Raw genomic sequence first — 19,820 nt, forward strand, 5'->3', positions numbered from 1 at the left:
TTTCTTAAATGAGCCAACTCTTCTACCTGAAAGAATGTTCTTCTACTAATGACGAAATATCAAAGTTTTTACTTTACGGAGATTCAAATTTTATAGGGCTTCATACTTTTAATCAAACAAAAGGTCGTGGTCAGTATGGAAATGTCTGGACTCAGACTGCCGGAAAAAATCTGGCTTATACGCTGGCAGTGAATACTCAGAACATCCTGTGCTCCGACTTTATGTTCAATTATTATACCGCAATGCTGATCCGGGATTTCCTTGCCAAATTGTCTGACTCTGAGGTAAAAATCAAATGGCCGAATGATATTATCCTTAAAGGTAAAAAAATCGTTGGAATTTTAATAGAAAAGAAAAAAATTAATCAAAACAATTATTTCATTATAGGAGCCGGAATCAATATTCTTCAGGAAGATTTTGATGCAATATCCAATGCAGGATCACTCCTAACGCAGACAGGCACACGATTTAACCTTGAAGAACTCTCATTGAATCTTCATGAATATTTGTCTGAAAAACTTAGAAATATTCCTTCCGATCAGGAAATTCTGGACGGATTTAATAAAAGTCTTTTCAGAAAAGACCAGGTCTCTGTCTTTGAAATTGAAAAAGAGCGACAAAATGGCATCATCCGACATGCAGACGAAAAGGGTGAACTCTGGATCGAACTGGAAGACGGAATGCGTTCCTTTTATCACAAGGAAATAAAATTACTTTATTGATTGGCTCTTTTGATATAAAGATAAAGAGTAAGCGGCAAAAACACCATATTGGGCAGCCACATGGCTACAGCCGGAGACAAACTTTTATTTTCCGAAACCACTTTTAACGCTTCGAATGAAAATACAAAAATAAAGGCCAATGAAATCCCTATTGCCAGGTTTACGCCCAATCCTCCCCTTTTCTTTTGTGATGACAGGGAAAGTGCCAGAAATGTCAGAATAATGATGGAAACAGGCATTGAGGTTCTTTGGTGAAGCTCATTCAGATAGGAGTTCAGGTTACTGTTTCCTCTTGCTTTTTCTCTATCAATAAATTTCAGAAGTTCCGGCGTTGTTTTATTTTGACCTAAAAGCTCATTAGGGAAAAGTTCTTCCGGTGAATGCCCGTAGTTTTTCCTTAATTCTATTCCGTTACCTAGTTTTTCGGTATTGTCTTTATTGATTGTTTTTTCCAGATAGTTATTTAAAACAAACTGTTTTTTGGTTTTGTCCCAATATACTTCACTGGCTTTCAACTCGTAGGTCATTTTTCTCTCTTTATCATATTTCTGATAGACAAAACTGGAACCTCTTTTTTCTCTTTTATTCCAGGAATCAACGAAGATATATTCTGTTTTACTCAGCTGGGAAGAAGCCGGAGCTGTTCCTAAAATCTTTTCTTTATTGGCTGCATTATAAGTATATGCTTCCAGTTCATTTTTTTTGATATTGGCCCATGGAAGAACCATATGATACACCACAAGGGCAATTAATCCAATAAAAATGGAGGTAAACAGATAAGGTTTGGAAAATCTGTGAAAACTAGCTCCACTACTGATAATAGCAACAATTTCAGTATTGTTTGCCATTCTGGAGGTAAAATAAATTACTGAAATAAATACCAGGATGGAAAGGAAAGTCACCACAAGATTGATGATCCAGAAAGGATAAAAATGGATCAGGAAATACGTAAGATCCAGTTTCGGATCAATAGCCTTGGCATTTTCTATCCTTGGAATCTTTTGCTGAACATCGATTACCAATACGACTATAGACAATAATACCAACATGAAACTGAAAGTTCCAAGGTATTTTTTAATGATATATCTGTCTACAATTTTAAGCATAATCTCTTACAGTCTTTGTCTAAGAACCGGTACTACAGAGTTTTTCCATTCGTAGAAATCACCTGCAATAATATGTTCTCTGGCTACTTTTACTAAATCAAGGTAGAATGCCAGATTATGAATCGAAGCAATCTGTTTTGCCAGATATTCTTTAGATACAAACAGGTGGCGAAGATACGCTTTTGAATATTCACGATCTACAAAACTGGTCCCAAATTCATCTAAAGGCGAAAAATCACGCTTCCATTTTTCATTTTTAAGGTTCATTACTCCCTGCCATGTAAAAAGCATTGCATTTCTTGCATTTCTTGTTGGCATTACACAATCCATCATATCAATTCCCAGTCCGATAGACTCAAGGATATTCCATGGAGTTCCAACACCCATCAGGTATCTTGGTTTTTCTTTTGGAAGGATGTCTGTCACTTCATCAGTGATTCTGTACATTTCTTCCTCAGGCTCTCCTACAGAAAGTCCTCCGATCGCGTTTCCTTCTGCTCCTGCTTCAGAAATCACTTCTGCAGAAATTTTTCTAAGATCGGAATAGGTAGATCCCTGAACAATAGGGAAAAGTCTTTGTTTGTATCCGTATAATTCAGGATTATCATTAGTCCATTCAATACATCTTTTCAGCCAACGGTGAGTAAGCTCCATTGATGATTTTGCCTGGTTGTAGTCACAAGGATAAGGAGTACACTCGTCAAAAGCCATAAAAATATCGGCTCCAATCTGTCTTTGTATCTCCATTGATCTTTCCGGGGAGAACATGTGGTAACTTCCGTCAATGTGAGATTTGAATCTCGCTCCTTCTTCCGTCATTTTTCTGTTACTCGCCAGTGAAAACACCTGAAAACCTCCTGAATCGGTAAGAATAGGAAGATCCCAGTTCATGAATTTATGTAAACCACCGGCATCCTGCATCGTTTCCATGCCCGGACGAAGATAAAGGTGATAAGTATTTCCCAGAATAATCTGAGCTTTAATGTCTTCTTTTAATTCTCTCTGATGAACTGTTTTCACACTTGCTACAGTTCCCACAGGCATAAAAATGGGAGTTTGAATCTTCCCGTGATCTGTGGTAATTTCCCCTGCTCTTGCTTTTCCTTCAGAGGTTTTTTCTATATTAAAAAATTTCATCTCTATCCTTTTTAATTCACTGTTTCATCAGTGATTTTTTGTACAAACTGAACCCTGGTGTTTTTTACCTTACTAAAGGTAGTACAGCTCCGTTTTGTTTCAGTTTATCCTTTACATATTTATCTGCTTTCGGATCTTTCTTCAGCAGTATTTCCTGTGCATCACTGGTGATCCCCTCCATTTCTTCTTTGATCACATAATATTTGAAACTTTCTACAAAGTCTTCAGATTTTACTTTATATGATTTCAAAACAGCTCTTGTGCCGGCTTCCATATTTTTTTCAGGATACACATAGATTGCCTGATCGTTGATCGCAAGATCCGCAATGATTTCCGCCATCACATCTTTATCGATCAGATTTTTAGGCTTATCTATATAATCGCTGCACGAAAACAGGCTCAGCAAAACGAAAATAAAGATTAACTTTTTCATCAGTTTCATAATCTGTTGATGATTGATTTCCATTTTAAGTTCAGTACTCCAAAAACGGCTTCATGGATAATTCCACCGTTCATTTTGCTTTCTCCTAAAATTCTGTTGGTAAATATAATAGGAACTTCTACAATTCTAAAACTTTTTTTGAATGCTCTGAATTTCATTTCAATCTGAAATCCGTAGCCTTTCAGTTTTACATTATCCAGTCCTATTTCTTCCAATACTTTTCTTGAAAAACAGACAAATCCGGCTGTCGTATCATGAATAGGAAGTCCTAATACAAATCTTACATATTTGGATGCAAAATAAGAAAGCAACACTCTTCCCATCGGCCAGTTGACCACATTCACCCCTTTTGAGTAACGGGATCCGATGGCCATATCTGCATTTTTACAAGCTTCAAAAAGTTTTGGCAAATCATTAGGATTGTGTGAAAAATCGGCATCCATTTCAAAAATATAATCATATTTATTTTCAATCGCCCATTTAAATCCATGAATATAAGCCTTCCCAAGCCCGTCTTTCACATGTCTGATTGACAGGTGCAGATAATGTGGATGTTTTTTTTGCAGTTCTTTTACAATGCCTGCTGTTCCGTCCGGAGAGGTATCATCCACTACTAAGATATGAAAGTCATCTTCCAATGCAAAAACTGCGGAAATAATATTTTCAATATTTTCCTTTTCGTTATAAGTTGGGATGATGACGAGTTTTTTCATTTCAGTTTGCAAAGATAGTTTATTTAACCTTTTTATTTTATACAAAATAATCTATAATTTTGCAAAAATATTTCTCGGGGATTAAGCGGATGAAACAGAAACTTTTATTCAACAGATCTGGACAATACGCAAAATCGATGAGAGCAAATATTTTAACTTCAAAATTATGAATCAGGTGATAGGAAAATCTGTGCCGGGTTATGTTATCTGAAGTTAAATAATAAATAATAAAAACTTAAATTTTGCCATCATCACAACACTTCGTCAATCAAGTAAGAATACCTGAGAATAATGATTGGGTAATTTTTATCCTCGTGGGCTGTATCTTTTTATATGTTTTTATGATGAACGTCATAGAAAGGGATGCCAGTCTCAAAGATTTTCTGCTTCAAAAGTATTTTGATGCGAGCAATAACCTTCCCAGCTGGATCATCACCTCATGTGTAACAACTCTTACACTCTCCGTTTTAATTTCGCAGTACATTCCCATTGTACCGAAATACATTGCTGATCTTCAGCTTTTGGGGTATCAGCTCAACAAATTTGGGTATACTTTGCTGGCCGTGCTGTTTTTTTATTTATTAAAATCAACATTAGGGTTTTTATTTTATCAAAGTATAGGGGACGGGAAAAAATGGACAATATTCTATTTTACCTCCACAAAGTTCTATTTCATTCTTTCATTTTTGCTAATAATTCTTTGTGTAGCCCACTATTATTTCCCTATCGACAAAAATAAAATGTTTGTATATTATATCTGCTTCTTTTCTTTTGTCTTCATTTTCAAAGTTTTTTTCTATTTATTTCACAAGAACAAGATTCTTCCCGAGAAATGGTATTATAAATTTTTGTATATTTGCACCCTCCAAATCGCACCATTATTATTGCTTTGGAAGTTGTTATTTTTTTAATAAATGTCAATGATGAGAATAAAGTCTATATTGGTTTCTCAACCAGCGCCTAGTGAGTCTTCTCCATATTTGGATATAGCGAAGAAGGAAAAAATAAAGATTGATTTCCGTCCATTTATCCACGTCGAAGGGGTTGACAATAAAGAGCTCAGAACACAGAAAATAGATCTGACGCAGTATACCGGTATTATTTTTACCAGTAAAAATGCGATTGACCATTACTTCAGACTTGCGGAAGAACTTCGTTTTGCCGTACCGGATACAATGAGATACATCTGCCAGTCGGAAGCAATTGCCAACTATCTTCAAAAGCATATCGTGTACAGAAAAAGAAAAATCAGCTTTGGGGAGAAAAACTTCTCGGATCTGCTTCCTCTTTTCAAAAAATTCCCAACTGAAAAATATCTGTTGCCATCTTCAGATGTTTTAAGTCCGGATATTGTAAAAACCATGGATGCATCTAATGTAGACTGGACAAGAGCAATTATGTACCGTACTGTATGCAGTGATCTTACAGATATTACGATTAAAGATTACGATATGTTGATCTTCTTTAGTCCACAAGGAATCAAATCTCTACAGCAAAACTTCCCTGACTTCAAACAGGATGAAACAAAGATCGGAGTTTTTGGAAACACGACTTTGGCAGCTGCGGAAGAAGCAGGCTTAAAAGTAGATTTAATGGCACCTACGAAGGAAACTCCTTCCATGACAATGGCCCTTGAAAAGTATATTAAAGCACTTCACAAATAGTCTTTAATTATAAAATACAGTTAACCATCTTTTCAATAAAGGAAAGATGGTTTTTTTTTACCTAAATTTGAACGAAAATTAATATTGAATGGATTTCTGCTTATATTACTTACTTTCAGAAGAAAAAGTATAAAGACATACTCTATTCAATAAAAAAATAAAATACCCGGATGAAAGCTCCACAGGCAAAAAAAATAGAAAAAATACTAGAAACCCACGGCGATACAAGAACCGATAATTACTTTTGGCTTAATGAAAGGGAAAACCCTGAAGTCATCAAATATATTGAGGAAGAAAATGCCTACGAAGAATTCATCATGAAAGATACGGAAGTCCTTCAGGAAGAGCTTTTCGAAGAGATGAAAGCCCGTTATAAAAAGGACGATGAATCTCTGCCTTATTTCTTCAATGAGTATTGGTATATTGTACGTTATGAAGAAGGCAAGGAATATCCTATTTTCTGCAGAAAGCACAAAAGTCTCGACAACGAAGAGGAAATTGTACTGGATGTTAATATCCATGCAGAAGGTAAAGAGTTTTTTGAAGTAGGAAGTGTAGCTGTAAGCCCAGGCAACGAACTGGCTTCTTTTTCTTCGGATGATGTAGGAAGAAGAATTTATACGCTTAATTTTAAAAACTTAAAGACTGGAGAAATTTTACCAGACACTATTCCTAACACAACAGGAAAAGCGGTTTGGGCCAATGATAACCAGCATGTTTTTTATATCAGAAAAGACAAAAGCCTCCGTGCATTTCAGGTGTACAGACATAAGCTGGGAACGGATTCTGCAGAAGATGTTCTGATCTTCCACGAAGAGGATGAAACTTTTGATGTCAATGTATTTAAAACAAAATCTTTACAATATATTTTCATTGCCAGCTCAAGTACTATTTCTGACGAACACCGCTTTATTCCTTCTGACAATGTTTTTGCAGAATGGATAGTCATTCAGCCAAGAATAGATGACCTTGAATATTCTGTAGAGCATTATGAAGATGAATTTTACATCATTACCAATGCTGACGATGCCATCAATTTCAAAATTGTAAAAGCTAAGATTGACAATTGTGGTATGGAAAACTGGGTGGATGTGATTCCACACCGTGCAGAAGTTTTACTGGAAGGTTTTGAAATTTTCAAAGATTATCTGGTACTTGAAGAAAGAGAAAGAGGATTGCTTCAGATCAAAATCATTGATGAAAAGACGCAGGAATCTTATTACCTTCCTTTCTCAGATCCTACTTATACGGCTTATATCGGAATCAATCTAGAGTTTGATACAGATATTTTACGTTATGGTTATACGTCTCTTACACAGCCAAGCTCTACTTATGAGTATAATATGACTGAGAAGACTACAAAGCTGTTGAAACAACAAGAAGTTTTGGGCGGAAAATTTGTGCCTGAAAATTATGTTTCAGAAAGAATCTGGGCAGATTCAAGAGACGGAAAGGTTAAAGTTCCTATTTCTTTAGTATATCATAAAGACACCAAAAAATCTGCAGATACTCCACTTCTTCTGTATGGATATGGAAGTTATGGACATACTGTTGATGCCAGTTTCTCAAATGTAAGACTATCACTTCTGGACAGAGGGTTTATTTATGCTATTGCTCATATCCGTGGTGGAGAATATTTGGGAAGAGAATGGTATGAAGATGGAAAAATGTTATTCAAGAAAAATACCTTCTTCGATTTTATTGATGCAGGAAAATATTTAATCAAAGAAAATTATACTTCATCGAAACATATGTATGCGATGGGAGGTAGTGCCGGCGGACTGTTGGTAGGTGCTGTGGTGAATTATGAGCCTCAGTTATTCAACGGAATTGTTGCACAGGTACCTTTCGTAGATGTTGTTTCCACTATGTTGGATGATACGATTCCTTTGACTACCGGAGAATATGATGAATGGGGAAATCCAAATGATGAGGAATATTACCATTATATGAAAGACTATTCTCCATATGATAATGTAGAAGCTAAAGATTATCCACATATGCTGATCACAACAGGATTCCACGATTCCCAGGTACAGTATTGGGAGCCTGCAAAATGGACAGCAAAATTGAGAGAATTAAAAACAGACGATAATATTTTAGTCTTTAAAACAGACATGAGCTCCGGACATGGAGGAGCAAGCGGAAGGTTTGAATCCCTGAAAGAAGATGCACTGGAGTATGCGTTTCTTTTAAAGATAAATGATAATTCATAAATGATAAATGATGGATAGCCCGGATTATAATACAATTTTTGCTTTTAAAACAAAGCAGCTAGCCATCATGATCATCAAAGAATTTTCTAAACTTCCACATAATGAAGCCTTTTCTGTGATCAGAAAACAAATATTCCGGTCTTCTACTTCTATGGCTGCTAATTATAGAGCTATATGCAGAGCAAGATCAAAAGCTGAACGGTTTTCTAAAATATCTATCGTGATTGAAGAAACTGATGAAACTTTGTTTTGGCTTGAAATGGTAGAGGAATTGGAATATGTTCAAAAAGAAATTATAGCAGATATAAAAACAAAAACCGAAGAAATACTGAAAGTAACTTCTTCATATAGAAAAATGCTAAAGAACTAACTTTATCATTGATCAACTATCATTTATCATTTAAGTATATTATGAACGAGTCCGAATATTGGAAAAAAATAGAACAGTTCTTCGAAGACAATTTTCAGACTGAGAAGAATCCGCCCATTGAGACCCTTTTATTTCTGATAGGGCTTCAGGAGCTGGGAAGTGGCCAACAGAAATACACAAAAGAAGATAAAGTAAACCTGATTCACATTGCTGTCTGCAGATTGCTTGAACCTTTTGGATACTATAAATTCACACACTATGAAGATGGATGGCCACAGTTTGAAAGCCTGGAAGAACTTCCGGAATTAAAACCGAATGAGCAGACTTTGCTTATGAAAAAAGCAATCATTCAATACTTTCAGGAAGAGGAGCTTTTGTAAAAAAGGCTGGAAGCTGAAAGTTAATAACTATCAATAAATAAAAAGAGGGGTTTCCATGGAAAACCCTCTTTTTTATAAATAACTGTATTCTATATATTTTCAAATTTATCCAATCAGTTCTTCAAGTTGACCGAGTCCCATTGTAAAACCTTCCTGAAATCCCATCTCCAGGATTTTTTTCATAACTTCTTCAGAATGGTAATGAATATTGATGGTCACTTTAGTTCCCTCTTCTACTCCGGTAAATCCGAGCAGCCATTTTGACCTCGGAAAATCTTCATTAATATTTCCTTTTTCATCACAAAAAGCACTCATCCAGTCAAGACTTCTGTGTTCCGTAATTTCGCCATATTGAGACTGAGAAAACATAGGTACTCTTTCACCATTGGGCCCTACCATAGCATACATCCAGATTCCTCCTTCTCTGAAGTCCTGGCTTACCGTTTCACATTTCCAGGGTTTGGGTCCCCACCATTGATCCAATAATTCGGATTGGGTAAAATAATCCCATACTGTTGAAACATCAACCTTATAAATTTTCATGACATAAATAGTAGCTGCATCAAAATCTTTGTTGAAAATGATATTAGATTCCATAATTTTTATTTTTAATAAAGTTAGCACTTTATTTATTCAAAGGGACTTTTCATATGACAAGTAAAGGATAATTCATAAATAATTGTTAAAAAACACTGTTTTAAGAAAAAAAAAACAATTATTTGGCTCGTTTTTTGTTTATGTAGTCTTAAAACAATTAATTTTAACATTCATTTTTCCAAAACATATATAATTAAATAATGAATAACAAATTCATCCCAATAATTTCAGTGTTTATGACGATCTCACTGATTGTCTTTGTAACGCTCCAATTTTATTGGTTGAAAGGCTATTACGGCGTACTGGAACAGGATTTTTCAAATAAAGTATATGCGGTTTTGGAAAGTACTTCAAAAAGTATTGAAGAGATTGAAGCAGACAAATACCTGAATCAGGATTATAAAGATTTCAGAAAAAATATTCTTGCCAACAGCAAACAGCCGTCTTTAACTACAATTCAGCAGGTAGCAGACTCCGGTACTCAGAGACAGATTATTTATTCTAAAAATATTATCGAAAAAACACAGCTTCCGATTTCTCAAAAAGGAGATTCTATCAAGCTGACTACTTTGTATACAGACGAAGCGGCCTATAAAATAAAAAGAGATACCACCAATCGTGAACTTCTTACAACAGATATCAATCAAGAGATTGAAACAGGAGATTACTCGATGAAAGAGTTTGTAAAAGTATATGGAAATAATCTTCCTATCACCAAAAGGGTAGATCCGAAAACACTTGATTCTGTTATTGCAAAAGAACTTAAAATAAGAGGTATAACCGCCAAGTTTGGATATGGAGTTCTTGACCGCAATAATAAGCTTACAAGCATTGCCAATAAAGCTTACAAAGAAAAGAAAGACAGTAATACCTACAGTTTTCCTCTTTTTGCCGATAAGAAAAATACATTATACAGCCTTGCATTGGTATTCCCTAAAAAAGAATATTCTCTGGCAATGAACAACTGGCCGATGCTTTTAGGAACATTTCTTTCTCTCCTTACGATTCTTGGAATTTATATTATTTCCATCAATTATATGATGAGGCAGAAGAAACTTGCTGAAGTAAAAACAGACTTCATCAACAACATGTCCCACGAGTTTAAAACACCACTGGCAACCATTTCTGTAGCAACGGATTCATTAGCAAACGATAAGATTGCTACCAATCCGGATAAGGTAAAGTATTATTCAGAACTGATCAAACAGGAGAACTTAAGGATGAAAAAGCAGGTAGAAAATGTGCTTAATATGTCTAAGCTTGAAAGGAATGAAGTGGAATTATTCTTAAGAGAAACCAACGTAAGGGAATTGATCAAAAGAACTACAGAATCTTTCAATTTGATTGTACAGCAAAGAAATGGTTCTCTTACCCAGAAATTTAATGCAACCCATTATAATTTTAAAATAGACGAGTTCCACATCTCCAATATGCTGGTCAATCTACTGGATAATGCCAACAAATATTCTCCTGAAGCACCGGAAATACATGTCGAAACCAGAAATGAAGGAACCTGGTATGTGATTGAAATTTCCGATAAGGGAATGGGAATGGATACCCAGAATAAAACCAAAATTTTCGAAAAATTCTTCAGGGAAGAAACCGGAAATATACATAACGTAAAAGGACAGGGACTAGGTCTTTCCTACGTAAAGAAAATTGTAGAACTGCACAAAGGACAGATTATCGTAGATTCTCATAAAGGGAAAGGAAGTACGTTCACGATAAAATTGCCGATGGGATAGAATATCAATGATAGATGATAAGCGATAAATAATTAAACTTTTCTTTCACATCAATTATCAATGATCATTCATCAATTATAAAGTATAACCAAATATCAAAATATAGAAGATAGAGTGAGGAAGTTCATTCTTAATGTTAATTATTAATTATTAAAAGTTATGAGCAACAGAATATTATTAGTAGAGGACGATCAGAGTTTCGGGGCGGTGCTTAAAGATTATTTGACGATCAATAATTTTGAAGTAACTCTTGCCACTGACGGGGAGCAGGGACTAAAAGAATTTACAGAAAATGAATTCGACATCTGCATATTTGACGTAATGATGCCTAAAAAAGACGGGTTTTCATTAGCAGAAGACGTAAAAAAGATTGATAAAAACACACCTATCATTTTCCTTACTGCAAGAAATATGAGAGAAGATATCTTAAAAGGATACCAGCTGGGCGCAGATGATTATATTACAAAACCTTTTGATACTGAGCTTCTTTTATACAAAATAAAAGCAATTCTTCAGAGAAGTTCTACGTTGGAAAACGAAGAGCAAGAGCAGTTCAAGATCAGTAATATTTTCTTTGACTCGATGTTGAGACAATTGAAAGTAGGTGATAAAGAATACAAACTTTCTCCTAAAGAGAATGAATTATTAAAACTTCTTTGCATCCACAGAAATGATTTCATGCCAAGAGATCTTGCTTTAAGAAAGATCTGGAAAAAAGAAAATTACTTTACAGCAAGAAGTATGGACGTTTATATTGCAAAGCTTCGTAAATTATTAAAAGACGACGAAGGATTGGAAATTATCAACGTACACGGAGAAGGATTTAGACTTTTGGTGAAAAATTAATCCAAAAATCAAATTATAAGTATAAAATTAGCAAAACAATTGAAAATGTTTTGCTAATTTTGTTTCATACCCATGGATATGAAGAATACATTTATAGGTTTGATCGCCGTATCACTATTAGCTGCATCTTGTAAAAAAGATGAAAGAGCCACTTATTTAAAAGAAGAAGCTAACGCTGGGCAACCCAATGTAGCACTTAATACCACCTCAAAAACCGCTCTGATGGATCAGGCAGGCATCCAGTCCAACCCTAATCCCACTCCTATGGCTACCGCTCCGGGAATGAATCCTCCACATGGTCAGCCGGGACATCGATGTGATATTCCGGTAGGACAACCATTAAACGGTCAACCTGCTACTGCTGCTGCCCCCACTACACAAAATGTAAACGTGAGCGGAGGTAACACCATCCAGATTGATCCCAATGCTGTATCACCAGGAAAAATTACCCTTGATAACAACGGAAAACAGGTAAAAACAGCTCCGGGAATGAATCCTCCACACGGACAGCCCGGACATCGATGTGATATTCCGGTAGGGCAACCCTTAAACAGTAAGCCTGCTCCGACACCACAGCCAGCACAAAATGTAGTACAGCCCACTCCAGCACCCGCACCCGCAGCACAGAATCTTGCCATGGGTGAAAAACCTAAACTGAATCCAGCGCACGGTGAACCTTGGCACAGCTGTTCTCTAAAAGTTGGTGATCCTTTGCCATAAATTTTGTATTTTTGCAGAGATGAAGCTGTTTCACATACTTGCAATAGTCTTTTTTCTGGGAGTCTTTCTGATTCCCAAGGATAGCTTCTATGCGCAAGGGGGACAGGAAACATGCTGTAAAGCAGAATCTTCCAAGAAAATGGACTGCTGTAAAAATCATTCTTCAAAAAAAGACAGCAACCATGATAAAACAAAATCATGTAAAGATGATTGCTGTTCATCATGTGTTGCCTGCTATACTTTTATTGAAACCCCTTTCTCAAAGAATCTACGTCTGGAACTGTCTTATTACAAAGCGAATAAGAATCCTCAGTTTCACTATTCAGATCCTTATCTTTCAGACCGTTTAAAGGAAATCTGGCAGCCGCCCAAGATAGGTTAATTAAAATATCGAAGATTCATTATGTCTTATAGTGAACTGTTTTTTAATTAATTTAAACTTTTAAACAAAATGAAATTATATATTTCCAGGTTGATACTTGGTGCATTATTCCTATTTACACAATTTATAGCTGCTCAGACACTTTCAAAAAATCAGTTCAAGGTAAAAGGGAACTGTGAAATGTGCAAAACAAGAATTGAAAGTGCCGCGAAAAAAGCTGGCGCAAAAACAGCAGTTTACTCCATTGATCTTCAAACATTAACCTTTGAAACAGACAAAGCATCTGCCGATGACATTCTTCAAAAAGTAGCAGAAGCAGGCCATGATAATGAGAAGTTCAAAGCGTCTGACACAACGTATGAAGGACTTCCGGGATGTTGTCATTATGATAGAGACGCAAAAACTTTGCAGACAGAAACAAAACATGAGCATCATACAACCTCTGTTATTTCCACAAAAAAAGAAAATGAATTCTACGTAAGAGGAAACTGTGCTTCATGTAAAGCCAGAATTGAAAAAGCATCAAAAGATGCCGGAGCCAATACTGCAGAATGGAATGCGGAGAAACAAACGGTTACTTTAAATTTTGATCCTTCAAAAATCTCACCAGATAAGATTCTAAAGGCAATTGCTGATGCTGGTCATGATAATGAAAAATATAAAGCTTCTGATGCTGTTTACAACGGCCTTCCGGGATGCTGCCTGTATGACAGAGACTTTACTTTTGGTGAAGCCAATCCAAAGGTACATTACGAAGAAGGAGCAAAGCATGAAGATCATAAAGACAATAACACCTCTACAACTAAAGAAGATCATTCTCAGCATGAAAAAAGCATTGACGGAGTTGTGGTAACAGGTTCTAAGGCAGCAACAGCTTTAAGTAAGAAAGAAGCCGGACTTGTTTTTAATATTGATAAAAAAGAACTTTTAAAGGCAGCTTGTTGTAATCTGTCTGAAAGTTTCGAAACCAATGCAACGGTAGATGTTTCTTTCAGCAATGCGGTTACGGGAACAAAACAGCTGAAAATGCTTGGTCTGGATCAAAAATATACCAGTTTAACGAAGGAACAACTGCCGGAAATCAGAGGACTGGCTTCTGCTTATGGTTTAAACTTTATTCCGGGAAGATGGATCGAAAGTATTCAGCTTACCAAAGGAGGAAGTACCGTAACGAACGGTTATGAAAGCATCACAGGACAGATTAATACTGAGCTTTTAAAGAATGCAAAGACTCCTGAAACGTCACTGAACCTTTTTTCTGACTTCAATGGAAGAGCAGAAATCAATATTACCAATGTTTCTCCTATCAACGATAAATGGTCACAGACTTTCCTTCTTCACGGAAACGGAACTTTCGGAAACACGGACATGAATGATGATGGTTTTCTGGACAGACCGAAAGGAACTCAGATCAACGCAGCCTATTTATTGAATTATAACGACCTTGAAAAGTCGGGATTCGGGTCTCACTTTGGAATTAATTTTATCAGAGATGAAAGAACTGCCGGACAGATTGGTTTCGATAAAAAACTGGCTCAGGATAAGCAGTCTCCATATGGTGTAGGAATCGACATTTCAAGATTTCAGGTTTGGAATAAGACGGGTTATGTTTTTAAAGGAAAACCTTATCAGAGTATCGGCTGGATGAACCAATATGTGTATCATCAGCAGGACAGTTTCTTTGGATTGAGAAATTATGCGGGCCAGCAACATACTTATTATTCCAATTTAATTTTTGAAAGTATCATCGGAAATACCAACCACAAGTATAAGACTGGTGCAAGTTTCTTATATGACGGATACAAAGAAACATATCTGACAGATGATATGAGAAGAAATGAAATTGTACCGGGAATTTTTGCTGAATATACTTTAACAGGTTTAAAATATACTTTAGTAGCTGGTTCCAGAGTAGATTTCCACAATCTGGCAGGAACACAGTTTACACCGAGACTTAATTTCAAGTATGATTTCACCCCTCAGACGATTTTAAGGCTTTCTGCAGGGAGAGGATTCAGAACGGCGAATGTTTTTGCGGAAAGCCAGCAGTATTTTGCCTCCAACAGAGCGATTAATATTTTACCTAACGGAGGAAATATTTATGGATTAAGACCTGAAATTGCATGGAATTATGGGGCTAGCTTACAACAGGAATTCAAATTATTCGGAAGAAAATCAAGCATTATTGCCGACTTTTTCAGAACAGACTTCCAGGATCAGGTGTTGGTAGATCTTGACAAATCTCCTCAACAGCTTACATTCTATAATCTGGATGGAAAGTCTTTTGCGAATTCATTCCAGACCCAATGGGATTTTATGCCTGTAAAAAACCTTGAAGTAAGACTTGCTTATAAATATTATGATGTGCAGGCGGATTATATTGACGGAAGAAGAGAAGTTCCTTTTATGGCGAAACATAGAGGGTTTGTGAATTTGGCTTATTCAACCAATAAAACAGATAAAGGAGGATTCTGGAGTTTTGATACGACTTTAAACTGGGTCGGAAAACAAAGACTTCCTGATACATCAACGAATCCGGCAGAGTTTCAGCTGCCAACTTATTCGGAATCTTATGCAGTTCTTAATGCTCAAATCTCAAGAAATTTCAATAAAAAGATCAGAGCTTATGTAGGCGGTGAAAACCTTACTTCTTACTATCAGAAAAATGCGATTGTAGATTTTAAAAATCCTTTCGGAAATTATTTTGATGGTGGAATGGTATACGCTCCGATTATGAAGGCGAACTTCTATGTGGGACTGGATGTGACGTTTTAGGGCGGGAAGCTGAAAGAATGAAGCCTGGAGTATTATTAGCCGGTGAATTTATTATTGGGGATAAACCTCTGACATAAAAAATTCTAAATAAACAAAATTGGTTTAATTATGATATTCGGAGGTTCTGGTAATCTCTATAAACTTCCTTCTTCCAGCCTCAAGCTTCCTTACCAATAAAAAATCGGCTTTAATAATATTAAAGCCGATTTTTTATTTATCTTCCAAAGTCATCCTGTACTCTTACGATATCATCTTCATCTGAAGGATTGGAGGCATCGGTATGCTGCCAGATTTCGGCAACAATTCCCCAACCTGCAAGACCAATTAATCGGTGTCTTTCACCCTGTTGAAGTTTCACCTGATCTTTTGGACCATATTCTCCCAATTCGCCTTCTTCATCGGTATTGCTTCTTTTGATTCCTACCGTTCCTTCCAATACCTGCCAGATTTCGGCTCTCCTGTGGTGATACTGCCAGCTTAATCTTGCTTCTGGAGCTACGATAAGAATTTTCGGGCTTAGCTTCCCTCCTATTCTCAGATTATCTACATCAATTCCATCGAAATATTGGTTAGCAAAATCCTGTGCCTGCGTTTCATCAATCACAAAGAAACCTCCCCACGGTCTTGTATCATCTTTTGCTGCGATATTAAAACCTTGCGTCTGCAGCATGCTCTCTACTCTATCGAATATTTCTTTTTTTTCTGTACTCATACAGCTATATTTTTAATTTAAAATTTATTTATTTGATTCTTCTTTTGACATTGAATAAGGAAAATCTTTTTCCTGTGAACCTCTTTCTTTGTTGGGTTTGCTGTCCATTTTAAAGTCTAAAACCGCTCCTTTCATCAGTTCTTTATGACTTAGCCAGTTTTTGGAATAAGTCTGCTGGTTCACATTCAGTGATTTTACATAAAGGTTTTCTGCATTGTTTTCCGGAGCTTTTATTTCAATTTTCTTACCATTTTCTAAATGGATTGTTGCTTCTTTAAACAATGGTGCACCTAATACATACTGATCTGTTGCTGGCGTCACCGGATAAAATCCAAGGGCTGAGAAAATATACCAGGCAGAAGTCTGCCCGTTATCTTCGTCACCGCAATATCCGTCTGGCGTTGCATGATATAATTTATTCATCACCTGTCTTGCCCAATATTGAGTTTTGTATGGTGCTCCTGCATAATTATACAGATAAATCATGTGCTGAATAGGCTGATTTCCGTGGGCATACTGTCCCATATTCATGATCTGCATTTCTCTGATCTCATGGATCACTCCGCCATAATAACTGTCATCAAAAACAGGTGGCAATGAGAAAACTTCATCTAATTTAGCTTCAAATTTCTTTTTTCCGCCCATTAATTCCGCAAGACCATCAATATCCTGGAAAACTGACCAGGTGTAATGCCAGCTGTTTCCTTCTGTGAAAGCATCTCCCCATTTAAAAGGATTGAAGGGTTTCTGGAAATTACCGTCTTTATTTTTACCACGCATTAAGCCTGTTTCCTTATCAAATACATTTTTGTAATTATAAGCTCTTTTCTTATAAATATCAATTTCCGAAGCGGGTTTCCCTAAGGCTTTTCCTAGCTGATAAATTGAAAAATCATCGTAAGCATATTCCAATGTTCTTGCTGCATTTTCATTAATTTTTACATCGTAAGGTACATAGCCTAATGTATTGTAATATTCTACCCCTGCACGGCCTACCGCTTCTATGGGACCTGCATTATTAGCACCGTGTTTTACGGCCTGCCACAGCGCTTCCGTATCATATCCGCGAAGTCCTTTGATGTACGCATCTGCTACTACGGACGCAGAATTATTTCCGATCATAATATCAGAATATCCAGGGCTGCTCCACTCAGGTAAGAATCCTCCTTCTTTGTAAGCATTAGCCAGGCCTTCCTGCATTTCTACATTAATGCTTGGGTAAACAAGATTCAGGAAAGGATACAAAGCACGGAAAGTATCCCAGAATCCGGTTCCGGCAAACATTCTTCCGTCTGCAATTTTACCGTTGTAAGGGCTCCAGTGTTTTATTTTGTTCTGAGCATCTACTTCATATAATTTCTGCGGGAAGAATAATGTTCTGTATAAAGACGAATAAAAGGTTCTCATCTGCTGATCTGTTCCTCCTTTTACGTCTATTTTCCCTAAAGTTTTGTTCCAGATATTTTTAGCATCGGTTTTTACCTGTTCAAAATTTCTGTTCCCGATTTCTCTTTTAAGATTCAGTTCTGCCTGCTCAAAGCTGATGAATGAAGAGGCTATTTTTGCATAAACCGTTTCTTTATTTTTAAGTTTAAACCCTACTACGGCACCTGTATGATCGCTGGTAATTTCCAATTGATCATTAACCAGTTTATCATCTTTCCAGGTTTTTGTCAGTTCAAAATCTTTATCGAACTGAATCACGAAGTAGTTTTTAAAGTTTTCGTATTTCCCGGTAGAATATTTCGTTGTATATCCCAGAATTTTTCTTTCTTTTGGTAAAATCTTGATGTAAGAGCCTTTGTTCAAAGCATCAACCACTATGTAAGCGCTGTCAGTCTTTGGAAAATCAAATTTAAAATAAGAGGCTCTTTCTGTAGGCGTAAATTCTGTGGTAACGTTGATGTCTGCAAGATAAACACTATAGAAATAAGGTGTGGTAACCTCAGCTTTATGGCTGAACCAGCTTGCTCTTTCGTCTTCTTTGAATTTCACTTTTCCTACTCCTGGCATGATGGCAAAAGCGCCATAATCGTTCATCCAGGGAGATGGCTGGTGGGTTTGTTTAAATCCTTTTATTTTATCTGCATCGTAGGTATATGCCCATCCATCGCCCATTTTACCAGTCTGTGGTGTCCAGATATTCATTCCCCAAGGAAGCCCTACTGCGGGATAGGTATTTCCGTTGGATAATGACGGTTTGGACTGTGTTCCCATCAAAGGATTCACATAATCTACTGGAGATACATTCTGGCTAAAAGCCCACGCCTGTAATAACAGGAAGCAAGTAGAAAATATAAACTTCATTGTATCTTTTCGTTTGTTAATTTATATACGCTTTTTTTAATGCATAGCTGGCAGCTCCAAGAATGGCCGCATCCTCAAATATGGCAGAAATTTTCACCTGCAAGTTAATATTATTCTTCATTAAATTCTGAATAAATTGTTGCTCAAAATAAGGATAAGCTTTGGCAATATTTCCTCCTATAACTAAAACTTCCGGTTTGTAATGAGCTACGTATTTCACAATAAATTCTGAAAAAGAATCTGCATATTCATCAAACATTTGGGTCTGTATTTCTGCAGGCTCATCTAATAAATCTTTGGTTCCTGAAATTTTTTCTCCTGTCAGTTCTTTATAGCGATTTACAAACCAGCGTGTTGCCAGATAATCTTCACTGATAGAATCTCTGAATGAAGAATCCCATAGGTCTTCATCAGTAGCAAATTCTCCGTTGAAGAAGGTAGTTCCCAATCCTGTACCAAGAGTGACACCAAAAGCACTGTCGAATCCCTGGGCACAACCTCCAAATACTTCTCCTTCCATAAAGGCGGCGGCATCATTTACAAAATGAATCTGTTCCTGAGAAATAGACAGTCTTTTTGCCAGTTCTTCTTTAATATTGACCTGATAGATGTCAATAAATTTTCCCTGCTGCATAAGAGATACTCCATTTTCATAATCGAAAGGGCCGGGCATTGCGATACCGATTAAAAGGTCTTCTTTTATCAGATCATGAGCCACTTTTTCAATGGCGGAAACCCAGGCATTGAAAATAACTTCTTTATTTTCGAAAGCATCTACATGTTCTCTTACATAGGTTGATGAAATGATTTCACGTTTTTCCGGATCTACCTGAGCCAACGTGATGTGAGACCCTCCAATATCGATTCCTACTATATTCTGCATTATTTTTTATTTTAAATTCAAGACATCCCTGTGACTGAAAAAACAGACAAACAGAAGTGAACTCCTGTCTGTCTGCTTTGTATTTCAGACTTTATTTTATCGA

The 19,820-nt window shown here is 36.4% G+C and carries 19 protein-coding genes; 11 read left to right on the plus strand and 8 right to left on the minus strand.

Annotation, left to right across the window (positions count from 1 at the left end; translation table 11 throughout):
- Positions 1-8: 8 nt before the first annotated feature.
- Positions 9-722 (plus strand): biotin--[acetyl-CoA-carboxylase] ligase, encoded by a 714-nt coding sequence (locus ACM6F9_RS12835; protein ID WP_414846076.1) that lies wholly within the window; start codon positions 9-11, stop codon positions 720-722.
- Here ACM6F9_RS12835 and ACM6F9_RS12840 read toward each other — a convergent pair.
- The 4 genes from ACM6F9_RS12840 to ACM6F9_RS12855 all read right to left on the minus strand — a co-directional run bounded on the left by ACM6F9_RS12840 (position 716) and on the right by ACM6F9_RS12855 (position 4,120).
- On the minus strand, positions 716-1,828 hold the full coding sequence (locus tag ACM6F9_RS12840) for an LptF/LptG family permease (protein WP_414846077.1): 1,113 nt from the start codon (positions 1,826-1,828) through the stop codon (positions 716-718). The genes ACM6F9_RS12835 and ACM6F9_RS12840 overlap by 7 nt on opposite strands.
- 6 nt (positions 1,829-1,834) lie before the next feature.
- Positions 1,835-2,965 carry a tRNA guanosine(34) transglycosylase Tgt gene (gene tgt / locus ACM6F9_RS12845; RefSeq protein WP_047380269.1) on the minus strand — a complete coding sequence of 377 codons (1,131 nt, stop codon included), beginning with the start codon at positions 2,963-2,965 and terminating at the stop codon, positions 1,835-1,837.
- Positions 2,966-3,029: 64 nt separating this feature from the next.
- Positions 3,030-3,398 carry a DUF4296 domain-containing protein gene (locus ACM6F9_RS12850; protein WP_414846078.1) on the minus strand — a complete coding sequence of 123 codons (369 nt, stop codon included), beginning with the start codon at positions 3,396-3,398 and terminating at the stop codon, positions 3,030-3,032.
- Between the two features lie 5 nt (positions 3,399-3,403).
- A complete protein-coding gene (locus tag ACM6F9_RS12855) occupies positions 3,404-4,120 on the minus strand; it encodes a polyprenol monophosphomannose synthase (protein WP_105700526.1) in 717 nt (238 codons plus the stop codon).
- Positions 4,121-4,362: 242 nt separating this feature from the next.
- Here ACM6F9_RS12855 and ACM6F9_RS12860 point away from each other — a divergent pair, with 242 nt between their 5' ends.
- From ACM6F9_RS12860 to ACM6F9_RS12880, 5 genes are all read left to right on the plus strand, one after another.
- Positions 4,363-5,031 carry a DUF4271 domain-containing protein gene (locus ACM6F9_RS12860; RefSeq protein ID WP_414846079.1) on the plus strand — a complete coding sequence of 223 codons (669 nt, stop codon included), beginning with the start codon at positions 4,363-4,365 and terminating at the stop codon, positions 5,029-5,031.
- A gap of 12 nt (positions 5,032-5,043) precedes the next feature.
- On the plus strand, positions 5,044-5,784 hold the full coding sequence (locus ACM6F9_RS12865; protein WP_105700653.1) for a uroporphyrinogen-III synthase: 741 nt from the start codon (positions 5,044-5,046) through the stop codon (positions 5,782-5,784).
- A gap of 170 nt (positions 5,785-5,954) precedes the next feature.
- Entirely contained in the window at positions 5,955-8,000 is a 2,046-nt protein-coding gene (locus tag ACM6F9_RS12870; protein ID WP_414846080.1) for a S9 family peptidase, read from the plus strand.
- A gap of 10 nt (positions 8,001-8,010) precedes the next feature.
- Positions 8,011-8,370 carry a four helix bundle protein gene (locus tag ACM6F9_RS12875; RefSeq protein WP_414846081.1) on the plus strand — a complete coding sequence of 120 codons (360 nt, stop codon included), beginning with the start codon at positions 8,011-8,013 and terminating at the stop codon, positions 8,368-8,370.
- A gap of 41 nt (positions 8,371-8,411) precedes the next feature.
- Positions 8,412-8,750 (plus strand): hypothetical protein, encoded by a 339-nt coding sequence (locus tag ACM6F9_RS12880; RefSeq protein WP_414846082.1) that lies wholly within the window; start codon positions 8,412-8,414, stop codon positions 8,748-8,750.
- Positions 8,751-8,855: 105 nt separating this feature from the next.
- Here ACM6F9_RS12880 and ACM6F9_RS12885 read toward each other — a convergent pair whose 3' ends face one another.
- Positions 8,856-9,347 carry an SRPBCC family protein gene (locus ACM6F9_RS12885; RefSeq protein WP_414846083.1) on the minus strand — a complete coding sequence of 164 codons (492 nt, stop codon included), beginning with the start codon at positions 9,345-9,347 and terminating at the stop codon, positions 8,856-8,858.
- 200 nt (positions 9,348-9,547) lie between these two features.
- On the opposite strand from ACM6F9_RS12885, the gene ACM6F9_RS12890 reads away from it, so the two are divergent.
- The 5 genes from ACM6F9_RS12890 (at position 9,548) to ACM6F9_RS12910 (ending at position 15,815) form a co-directional block, all read left to right on the plus strand.
- Positions 9,548-11,092 (plus strand): sensor histidine kinase, encoded by a 1,545-nt coding sequence (locus ACM6F9_RS12890; protein ID WP_414846084.1) that lies wholly within the window; start codon positions 9,548-9,550, stop codon positions 11,090-11,092.
- Between the two features lie 159 nt (positions 11,093-11,251).
- Entirely contained in the window at positions 11,252-11,938 is a 687-nt protein-coding gene (locus tag ACM6F9_RS12895) for a response regulator transcription factor (protein WP_002982671.1), read from the plus strand.
- Positions 11,939-12,016: 78 nt separating this feature from the next.
- On the plus strand, positions 12,017-12,658 hold the full coding sequence (locus ACM6F9_RS12900) for a hypothetical protein (protein WP_414846085.1): 642 nt from the start codon (positions 12,017-12,019) through the stop codon (positions 12,656-12,658).
- A gap of 19 nt (positions 12,659-12,677) precedes the next feature.
- A complete protein-coding gene (locus ACM6F9_RS12905; RefSeq protein ID WP_414846086.1) occupies positions 12,678-13,040 on the plus strand; it encodes a hypothetical protein in 363 nt (120 codons plus the stop codon).
- A 69-nt stretch (positions 13,041-13,109) separates the two neighbouring features.
- Complete coding sequence (locus ACM6F9_RS12910; protein WP_414846087.1) at positions 13,110-15,815, plus strand: TonB-dependent receptor domain-containing protein; 2,706 nt, start codon at positions 13,110-13,112, stop codon at positions 15,813-15,815.
- Positions 15,816-16,029: 214 nt separating this feature from the next.
- Here ACM6F9_RS12910 and ACM6F9_RS12915 read toward each other — a convergent pair whose 3' ends face one another.
- Genes ACM6F9_RS12915 through ACM6F9_RS12925 form a run of 3 tightly spaced genes read right to left on the minus strand, consistent with a single transcriptional unit; the run spans position 16,030 to position 19,717 of the window.
- Positions 16,030-16,527: a phosphoheptose isomerase gene (locus ACM6F9_RS12915; RefSeq protein WP_414846088.1), complete on the minus strand. Its 498-nt coding sequence runs from the start codon at positions 16,525-16,527 to the stop codon at positions 16,030-16,032.
- Positions 16,528-16,551: 24 nt separating this feature from the next.
- Entirely contained in the window at positions 16,552-18,834 is a 2,283-nt protein-coding gene (locus tag ACM6F9_RS12920) for a GH92 family glycosyl hydrolase (protein WP_414846089.1), read from the minus strand.
- Between the two features lie 16 nt (positions 18,835-18,850).
- Positions 18,851-19,717, minus strand: a complete 867-nt coding sequence (locus ACM6F9_RS12925; protein ID WP_414846090.1) for an ROK family protein — start codon at positions 19,715-19,717, stop codon at positions 18,851-18,853.
- Positions 19,718-19,820 lie beyond the last annotated feature (103 nt).

It is taken from the genome of Chryseobacterium sp. IT-36CA2 (assembly GCF_949767875.1).
Taxonomy (GTDB): Bacteria; Bacteroidota; Bacteroidia; order Flavobacteriales; family Weeksellaceae; genus Chryseobacterium.

Coding starts and splice junctions, on each gene's coding strand:
- ACM6F9_RS12835 (WP_414846076.1), top strand. CDS start 9: ATGAGCCAACTCTTCTACCTGAAAGAATGTTCTTCTACTAATGACGAA.
- ACM6F9_RS12840 (WP_414846077.1), bottom strand. CDS start 1,828: ATGCTTAAAATTGTAGACAGATATATCATTAAAAAATACCTTGGAACT.
- tgt (WP_047380269.1), bottom strand. CDS start 2,965: ATGAAATTTTTTAATATAGAAAAAACCTCTGAAGGAAAAGCAAGAGCA.
- ACM6F9_RS12850 (WP_414846078.1), bottom strand. CDS start 3,398: ATGAAAAAGTTAATCTTTATTTTCGTTTTGCTGAGCCTGTTTTCGTGC.
- ACM6F9_RS12855 (WP_105700526.1), bottom strand. CDS start 4,120: ATGAAAAAACTCGTCATCATCCCAACTTATAACGAAAAGGAAAATATT.
- ACM6F9_RS12865 (WP_105700653.1), top strand. CDS start 5,044: ATGAGAATAAAGTCTATATTGGTTTCTCAACCAGCGCCTAGTGAGTCT.
- ACM6F9_RS12870 (WP_414846080.1), top strand. CDS start 5,955: ATGAAAGCTCCACAGGCAAAAAAAATAGAAAAAATACTAGAAACCCAC.
- ACM6F9_RS12875 (WP_414846081.1), top strand. CDS start 8,011: ATGGATAGCCCGGATTATAATACAATTTTTGCTTTTAAAACAAAGCAG.
- ACM6F9_RS12880 (WP_414846082.1), top strand. CDS start 8,412: ATGAACGAGTCCGAATATTGGAAAAAAATAGAACAGTTCTTCGAAGAC.
- ACM6F9_RS12885 (WP_414846083.1), bottom strand. CDS start 9,347: ATGGAATCTAATATCATTTTCAACAAAGATTTTGATGCAGCTACTATT.
- ACM6F9_RS12890 (WP_414846084.1), top strand. CDS start 9,548: ATGAATAACAAATTCATCCCAATAATTTCAGTGTTTATGACGATCTCA.
- ACM6F9_RS12895 (WP_002982671.1), top strand. CDS start 11,252: ATGAGCAACAGAATATTATTAGTAGAGGACGATCAGAGTTTCGGGGCG.
- ACM6F9_RS12900 (WP_414846085.1), top strand. CDS start 12,017: ATGAAGAATACATTTATAGGTTTGATCGCCGTATCACTATTAGCTGCA.
- ACM6F9_RS12905 (WP_414846086.1), top strand. CDS start 12,678: ATGAAGCTGTTTCACATACTTGCAATAGTCTTTTTTCTGGGAGTCTTT.
- ACM6F9_RS12910 (WP_414846087.1), top strand. CDS start 13,110: ATGAAATTATATATTTCCAGGTTGATACTTGGTGCATTATTCCTATTT.
- ACM6F9_RS12915 (WP_414846088.1), bottom strand. CDS start 16,527: ATGAGTACAGAAAAAAAAGAAATATTCGATAGAGTAGAGAGCATGCTG.
- ACM6F9_RS12920 (WP_414846089.1), bottom strand. CDS start 18,834: ATGAAGTTTATATTTTCTACTTGCTTCCTGTTATTACAGGCGTGGGCT.
- ACM6F9_RS12925 (WP_414846090.1), bottom strand. CDS start 19,717: ATGCAGAATATAGTAGGAATCGATATTGGAGGGTCTCACATCACGTTG.